The organism is Methylobacterium sp. CCH5-D2 (assembly GCF_001556475.1).
Taxonomy (GTDB): domain Bacteria; phylum Pseudomonadota; class Alphaproteobacteria; order Rhizobiales; family Beijerinckiaceae; genus Methylobacterium; species Methylobacterium hispanicum.
The window spans coordinates 1-7,272 of sequence record NZ_LSIX01000520.1; the positions used below are offsets into that span (position 1 = coordinate 1).

Sequence of the window (7,272 nt, forward strand, 5' to 3'; positions counted from 1 at the left end):
CCCCGCCTGCCACGACGGGGCATTTCGCTTTCCGACCGTCGCCGTGACCCTTGCCCCCTCCACAGAGCCCACCGCTCCCTCTCCCACAGAGGGGGGAGGGAGCGGTGGGCTCTGCATCTTCCTCCAGCCCGACCGCGGCCGTGCCCTCGACCGCAAGGCCGGCTACCACGATCCCGACGAGCCGCCGACGCATGCCTACCTCGCCTTCTACCTGGGACTGCAGGAAGGTTTCGACGCCCTGATCCATCTCGGCACCCACGGCACCACCGAGTGGCTGCCCGGCAAGGCGGTCGCCTTGGCGCCCACCTGCTGGCCGGCGCTCGCGGTCGGCGCGCTGCCGGTGATCTATCCGTTCATCGTCGACGATCCGGGCGAGGCCGCGCCGCTGAAGCGCCGGCTCGGCGGGATCGCGCTCGGCCACCTCACCCCGGAGATCCAGCGCGGCGGGCGCGACCCGCAGACCATGCGGCTGCGCGAGCAGGTGGAGGAGTACGCCGCCGCGAGCGTCCTCGACCCGCGCCGGGCCGACCTGATCGCCCGCGCGATCCTCGAGGAGGCGGACGCGCTCGGCCACCTCGCGGGCGCCGGGATCGCACCCGGTGCGCCGATGCCGGAGGCGCTGGCCGCGCTCGACGCGCATCTCTGCGACCTCGGCGAGACCGCGTTCCGCGACGGTCTCCACGTCTTCGGCCGCGCTCCGGCCGACGCCGCGCCCGCCCGCCGGGCGAGCGCGGAGGCCGAGCGGGCCGCTTTGCTGGCGGCCCTCGACGGGCGGTTCGTCGCGCCGGGTCCCTCTGGCTCACCCGCGCGAGGTCGCGCCGACGTGCTGCCCACGGGCCGCAACCTCACCACGCTCGATCCGCGCGCCATCCCGACCCGCGCCGCGGCGACGCTGGGCGCCAAGGCCGCGGAGGCCGTCGTCACCCGCTACCTGCAGGACGAGGGCGCCTACCCCGAGCGGGTCGTGATGGACCTCTGGGCCTCACCGACGCTGCGCACCGGCGGCGAGGACGTGGCGCACGCCCTCCACCTGATGGGTGCGCGCCCGCTCTGGGACCACGCCTCGACCCGGGTCACCGGCTTCGAGGTGCTGCCGCCGGCGCTCCTCGGGCGCCCCCGCATCGACGTGACGGTGCGGATCTCGGGCGCCTTCCGCGACACCTTCCCGGACACGCTGGCGCTCCTCGACCGCGCGGCCCGTGCGGTCGCGGCCCGCGAGGAGCCCGACGAGGACAACCCGCTCGCGGCCGCCCGCCGCCGGGGCGAGGATCCGGCCAGGGTCTTCGGTGCCGCCCCCGGCCGCTACGGCGCGGGTGCGGCCGAGACGGCGCTCGACGGCGCCTGGGCGACCCGCGCCGACCTCGGCCGGGCCTACCTCGCGGCGAGCGACCACGCCTACGGCGACGCGCCCGCCTCCTCGGCGGCCTTCGCCGACCGGGTGGCGCGCGCCGACGCCTACCTCCACGCCTTCGACGTGGCCGAGCGCGACCTTCTCGATGGCGACGCCGCCGCCGACGCGATGGGCGGCCTTTCGGCCGCCGCCGCCCTCACCGGCGCCGCGCCCGCCCTCTACAGCCTCGATGTGTCCGACCCCGAGCGCCCGCGGGCGCGCACCGCCCGCCAGGACGTCGCCCGGCTGATCCGGGCGCGGCTCGCCGAGCCCGCCTGGATCGCCGGCCAGCTCCGGCACGGCTACCGCGGTGCGCAGGAATTGGCGCAGGGGCTCGACGCGGTCTTCGTGCTGGCCGCCGCGACGGACGCGGTGTCCCACGCCGATCTCGATCGGCTCTACGGCGCCTGGATCGCGGATCCGGCGGTCTTCGAGGCCCTGCGCGCGGCCAACCCCGACGCCCTGCGCGCGATCCTCGAGCGCTTCGACGAGGCGCGCGCCCGCGGGCTCTGGGTCTCCCGCCGCAACGCGATGCCGGCGGACGCCCTCATGCCGGAGGCCGCCGAGTGAGCGCCCGCCGCGCCCTGCCCGCGGCCCCGAGCCGCCGCGGCTGGTGCCCGGGCCTCGCCCGGCCGATGCCGACCGGCGACGGGCTCCTGGCCCGCGTCCACCCGCCGCTCGGCATCCTCTCGCTCGCCCAACTGCGCGCGGTCGCGGAGGCGGCGTCCCGCTACGGCAACGGCCATGTCGACATCACGGCGCGGGCCAACCTCCAGATCCGCGGCGTGCAGGAGGCGACGCGCGAACCTCTCGCGGCGGCGCTCACGGACGTGGGCCTCGGCGACGTCCGCCACGACGGCGGGCCGCAGCGGCTGACTCTGACGAGCCCCCTCTGCGGCCTCGACCCGGAGGCGCTGGTGGACGGGTCGACGCTCGCCGCGCGGATCGAGGCTCTGGGTCGCGCCGTCGCGCCGCTGCCGGCCAAGACGCTGGTGGCGGTTGAGGCCGGCGGGCGCTGCACCCTGCCGGATGCGGAGGCCGACATCCACGTGCGGGCGGTGGCGCCGGGCCGGGCGGAGATCGCCCTCGCCACGGGCGGGGCGCCGCTCGGGCTCGGCGTCTGGCCGGAAGACGCGGTGCCGGAGACGGTCGCCGCCCTGCTCGCGGCCTTTGCCCGAACCGGCGCCCGGCGCGTCCGCGATCTGTCCGACATCGAGCGCGCGTCTCTCTCTCCCCCCTCTGCGGGGGAGGGTCGCACCCGAAGGGTGACGGGCGAGGGGGCGACGCTTCCGAGAGAGGCGCGACCTTCATGCGAGTTGCAGCCCGACCCTGAAGCTGTGGTCCCCTCGTGCGGGACTTCGTCCCGGTCCCCCCTGCTTCGCAGGGTACCCTCCCCCGCAGAGGGAGGAGGGAGGGCGGCCGTCACCGCCGACGCCCCCTTCGGCCGCAGCACCGCCGACGCGCTCCTGCGTCTCGCCGCGATCGCGGACTGGGCCGGCGCCCGCGACATCCGCCTCAGCCCCAGCCGCGGCGTCGTCCTCGCGGTCGATCCGGCCCGGGCCGCCGAGGCGCTGGCGCGCCTCGCGGCCGACTTCATCACCGACGCGCACGACCCGCGCCGCGCGGTCGCGGCCTGCCCCGGCGCGCCCGCTTGCGCCTCCGGCTCGACCCCGACCCACGCCGACGCCGCACGCCTCGCCGAGGCCTTCCGGCCCTTCGCGGCCAGGGGGCTCACCGCGCACGTCTCCGGCTGCGCCAAGGGCTGCGCCGAGCCGCGCCGCCGCGACCTCACCCTCGTCGGCCACGCGGGCCGCTACGGCGTCGTGCCAGACGGCGCCCCCGGCGACGCGCCCGTCGAATGGCTGACTATCGAGGCGGCCCTGGAGCGCGTAAGAGGGGCGCAAACGGCCAACCTCGAAGACCTGTTCAGGACCAGACCATGAGCGCGCGCCTCGACTACCTGCGCGACGGGAGCGCGATCTACGCCCGATCCTTCGCGATGATCCGCGCCGAATCCGACCTCGCCCGCTGGTCGGGCACGGCCGAGCGCGTGGTCGTGCGGATGATCCACGCCTGCGGCATGACCGACCTGCCCCGCGACGTCGCGATGTCGGAGGATTTCGCGGCAGCAGGCGAGGCCGCGCTCAAGGCCGGCGCGCCGATCCTCTGCGACGTGCGCATGGTGGCCGACGGCGTCACCCGCGCGCGCCTGCCCGCGAACAACCCGGTGATCTGCACGCTCGGTGACCCGCGCGTGCCGGGGCTGGCCGCCGAGATGGGCAACACCCGCTCGGCCGCCGCGATGGAGCTGTGGCGCGAGCACCTGCCGGGCAGCGTCGTGGCCGTCGGCAACGCGCCCACCGCCCTGTTCCGCTTGCTCGAACTGCTCGACGCGGGCGTCGGCGCGCCGGCCGCGGTGATCGGCATCCCGGTCGGGTTCGTGGGCGCGGCGGAATCCAAGGAGGCGCTCGCCCGCGACGGCCGCGTCCCCTTCTGCGTCGTCCACGGTCGTCGCGGCGGCAGCGCCATGACGGCGGCGGCCGTCAACGCCCTCGCCTGCGAGGTCGAGTGATGGAGGCCGGCGGCATCGATCCGGCGATCCTGGATCCAGCGGAGGCGCCGGCCGGCGTCACCACCGGCACGCTCTACGGCGTCGGCATGGGGCCGGGCGACCCCGAATACCTGACTCTTCGCGCCCTGCGGGTGCTGGAGCGGGCTCCCGTGCTGGTCCATTTCTGCAAGCGGGGGAAGCGGGGCAACGCCCGCACCATCGCGGACGCGGTGGTGCGCGACCCCGCCCGCGAGATGGCGCTGGCCTACCCCTACACGACCGAGCTGCACCCCGAGCATCCGGACTACGTGGCCGCGCTCGCCGGCTTCTACGACGATGCGGCCGGCCAGCTCGCCGACCATCTCGGCGCCGGCCGCGACGTGGCGATCCTGTCGGAGGGCGATCCCTTCTTCTACGGCTCGTTCATGCATCTCTGGCGCCGCCTGAAGGACCGCTTCCCGGTCGAGGTGGTGCCGGGCGTCACCGGCATGTCGGGCTGCTGGACGCGGGCCGGCACGCCGATCACCTGGGGCGACGACGTGCTCACCGTCCTGCCCGCCACCCTGCCGGCCGAGGCGCTCGCCGAACGCCTGCGCGGCACCGACGCGGCGGTGGTGATGAAGCTCGGCCGCCACCTGCCGAAGGTGCGCGCCGCGCTCGACGCCGCGGGGCTGCTCGCCCGCGCGGTCTACGTCGAGCGCGGCACCATGGCGGGCGAGCGCGTGGTGCCGCTCGCCGAGAAGGCCGACGACGAGGCACCCTACTTCTCGATGGTGCTTGTGCCCGGCGAGGGACGGCGCCCGTGAGCGGCAGCCTCACCGTCGTCGGCCTCGGTCCCGGAGACCCCTCGCTGCTGACCGAATCGGCCCGCCGCGCCCTCGACGCGGCCGAGGACCTGATCGGGTACATCCCCTACGTCGCGCGCGTGCCCGAGCGGCCGGGCCTCGTGCGGCACGCCAGCGACAACCGCGTCGAGGTGGACCGCGCCCGCCACGCGCTGGAACTCGCGGCCTCGGGGCGACGCGTCGCGGTGGTCTCCGGCGGCGATCCGGGCGTGTTCGCCATGGCGGCGGCCGTGTTCGAGGCGCTGGAGCAGGGCGAGCCGGCGTGGCGCGACCTCGCCATCACGGTCGAGCCCGGCATCACCGCGATGCTGGCGGCGGCTGCCCGCCTCGGCGCCCCGCTCGGGGGCGATTTCTGCGCGCTCTCGCTGTCCGACAACCTCAAGCCCTGGGACGTCATCACGGCGCGGTTGGAAGCCGTGCTGCGCGCCGACCTCGTGGTGGCGCTCTACAACCCGATCTCGCGCGCCCGGCCCTGGCAGCTCGGCGCGGCATTGGGGATCGCCGCGGAGATCCGGGCCGCCGATACCCCCGTCGTCTTCGCCCGCGCCGTGACCCGGCCGGACGAGGCTCTGCGGGTGATGACTCTGGCGGAGGCGCGCGACGCGCCCGCCGACATGGCGACGCTGGTCATCATCGGCGCCTCGGCGACGCGGCTGATCCCGCGGGCCGAGGGGCTGCCGTTCGTCTACACGCCGCGCAGCGTCGCGGCGCGATGACGACCCCGCGCGATCTTCCTCCCCCCTCTGCGGGGGAGGGTGGCACCCGAAGGGTGACGGGAGAGGGGCCTCCGCTTCAGGATGGGGCCGTGCCCTGCATGCAGGCCGCGCCGGTTCCTGAAGCTGGGGTCCCCTCTCCCCGCCTGCTTCGCAGGGTGCCCTCCCCCGCAGAGGGGGGAGGGATGGCGTCGCGCCTAGCCTTCCAGCCAGCGCAGGGCGCCGGCCGCGTCGTCCACGCAGGTCACCGCCGGCTTCTCGGGCCGCCGCACCATCACCACCGGCAGCCCGAGCGCCCGGGCCGCCGCGATCTTTCCGTAGGTCGCCGGGCCGCCGGCATTCTTGCTGACCAGAACCTCCACCCCCCGCTCCCGCATGAACGCGGCCTCCGCCTCCGCACCGAAGGGCCCGCGTGCCCGGATCTCGGTGAGGTGCGGCACCGGCAGCACCCCGTCGAGCGGCTCGATCGTGCGGACGAGGTAGGCGTGCTGCGGCGCGCGCGCGAAGGCGCCGGCCTCGTTGCGGCCCACCGTCACGAACACCGTGCGGGGCGTCGCGCCGATCGCGTCGGCGGCCTCCGGCACGCTCGCGACCTCGCGCCAGTCGTCGCCCGGCTCCCGCGCCCAGGCCGGGCGCCGTACTGCGAGAAGCCGCACGCCGGCGGCCTCGGCGGCGAGCGCGGCGCTGCGGCTGATCCGGGCGGCGAAGGGATGCGTCGCGTCGATCAGGCGCTCGACGCCCTCCGCCCGCAGATAGGCCGCCAGCCCCTCCGGTCCGCCGAAGCCGCCGACCCGCATCGGCAACGGCAGGGGTTTCGGATCGGCCGTGCGGCCGGCGAGCGAGAGCGTGCAGGCGAGGTCGCGGCGATGGCCGAGCGCCCGGGCGAGCGCGCTCGCCTCGGTCGTTCCGCCCAGGATGAGGATGCGCATGGCCGCCTTCTCGCCCGCGCCTGAGGCGCCGTCGAGCCCTTCGTCGAGCCCCTGGCTCGCCATCGTCGGCATCGGCGAGGACGGGCGCGCCGGGCTGAGCCCCGCCGCCGCCGCCGCGCTCGACGCCGCCGAGATGGTCTGGGGTGGGCGCCGCCACCTCGCGCTGGCCGGCCCGCTGCGGGCCGAGACCCGCGCCTGGCCGAGCCCGATCGATGCGGCCTACCCGGAGATCCTGGCGCGGCGCGGCCGCCCGACCTGCATCCTCGCCACCGGCGACCCGTTCCACTACGGAATCGGCGCCGAGATCGCCCGGCTGGTGCCGCCGGGTGAGTTCCGCGCCTACCCGCAGCCCTCGGCCTTCAGCCTCGCCTGCGCGCGGCTCGGCTGGTCGCTGCCGGACTGCGCCTGCCTGACGCTGCACGGCCGGGCGCTGCCGCTGATCCTGCCGCATCTGCAGCCCGGCGCGCGCCTGCTCGTCCTCTCCTGGGACGGCACCACCCCGGCCCGCGTCGCCGCCCTGCTCACCGAGCGCGGCTTCGGTCGCTCGCGGCTGATCGTGCTCGAGGCGATGGGCGGCCCGCGCGAGCGGGTGCGCGGGGCCACGGCCGAGCGGTTCGACCTCGCGGGGATCGACCCGCTCAACACGCTGGCGGTGGCGGTCGAGGCCGATCCCGGCGCGCGGGTCCTGGCGCTCAGCCCCGGCCTGCCCGACGCGCTGTTCGAGAACGACGGCCAGCTCACCAAGGCCGAGATCCGCGCCGTCACGCTCGCGGCTCTGGCCCCCCGCCGCGGCGGGCGGCTCTGGGACGTCGGCGGCGGCGCCGGCTCGGTCGCGATCGAGTGG

Annotated in this window: 7 protein-coding genes; 6 read left to right on the forward strand and 1 reads right to left on the reverse strand. The window is 76.4% G+C overall.

Translation table 11 applies throughout. The annotated features are described in order from the left end of the window. The 5 genes from AX737_RS13295 to cobJ all read left to right on the forward strand — a co-directional run. The coding region (locus AX737_RS13295; protein WP_197430568.1) for a cobaltochelatase subunit CobN at window positions 1-1,960 on the forward strand (1,960 nt) is incomplete at its 5' end. Beyond that, complete coding sequence (gene cobG, locus AX737_RS13300; protein ID WP_066922050.1) at window positions 1,957-3,333, forward strand: precorrin-3B synthase; 1,377 nt, start codon at window positions 1,957-1,959, stop codon at window positions 3,331-3,333. The genes AX737_RS13295 and cobG, both read left to right, overlap by 4 nt. After that, window positions 3,330-3,962 (forward strand): precorrin-8X methylmutase, encoded by a 633-nt coding sequence (locus tag AX737_RS13305; RefSeq protein WP_066922052.1) that lies wholly within the window; start codon window positions 3,330-3,332, stop codon window positions 3,960-3,962. Before cobG ends, AX737_RS13305 begins: the two co-directional genes overlap by 4 nt. Beyond that, a complete protein-coding gene (locus AX737_RS13310; protein WP_066922053.1) occupies window positions 3,962-4,747 on the forward strand; it encodes a precorrin-2 C(20)-methyltransferase in 786 nt (261 codons plus the stop codon). The genes AX737_RS13305 and AX737_RS13310 overlap by 1 nt, the downstream gene beginning before the upstream one ends. Beyond that, window positions 4,744-5,502, forward strand: coding sequence for a precorrin-3B C(17)-methyltransferase (cobJ, locus tag AX737_RS13315; protein ID WP_066922055.1), 759 nt, complete (start codon window positions 4,744-4,746; stop codon window positions 5,500-5,502). The genes AX737_RS13310 and cobJ overlap by 4 nt, the downstream gene beginning before the upstream one ends. A gap of 194 nt (window positions 5,503-5,696) precedes the next feature. Here the strand turns inward: cobJ and AX737_RS13320 are convergent, their stop codons facing one another. After that, complete coding sequence (locus AX737_RS13320) at window positions 5,697-6,428, reverse strand: cobalt-precorrin-6A reductase (RefSeq protein ID WP_082773027.1); 732 nt, start codon at window positions 6,426-6,428, stop codon at window positions 5,697-5,699. Between AX737_RS13320 and cbiE the strand changes: the two genes are divergently transcribed. Then, window positions 6,427-7,272, forward strand: an 846-nt coding sequence (cbiE, locus tag AX737_RS13325; protein WP_066922059.1) for a precorrin-6y C5,15-methyltransferase (decarboxylating) subunit CbiE, incomplete at its 3' end; no start/stop codon positions are given. The genes AX737_RS13320 and cbiE overlap by 2 nt on opposite strands.

What these genes read in the sequence shown, in the direction of transcription:
- AX737_RS13305 (WP_066922052.1), top strand. Translation starts at nt 3,330, where the DNA reads ATGAGCGCGCGCCTCGACTACCTGCGCGACGGGAGCGCGATCTACGCC.
- AX737_RS13320 (WP_082773027.1), bottom strand. Translation starts at nt 6,428, where the DNA reads ATGCGCATCCTCATCCTGGGCGGAACGACCGAGGCGAGCGCGCTCGCC.
- AX737_RS13310 (WP_066922053.1), top strand. Translation starts at nt 3,962, where the DNA reads ATGGAGGCCGGCGGCATCGATCCGGCGATCCTGGATCCAGCGGAGGCG.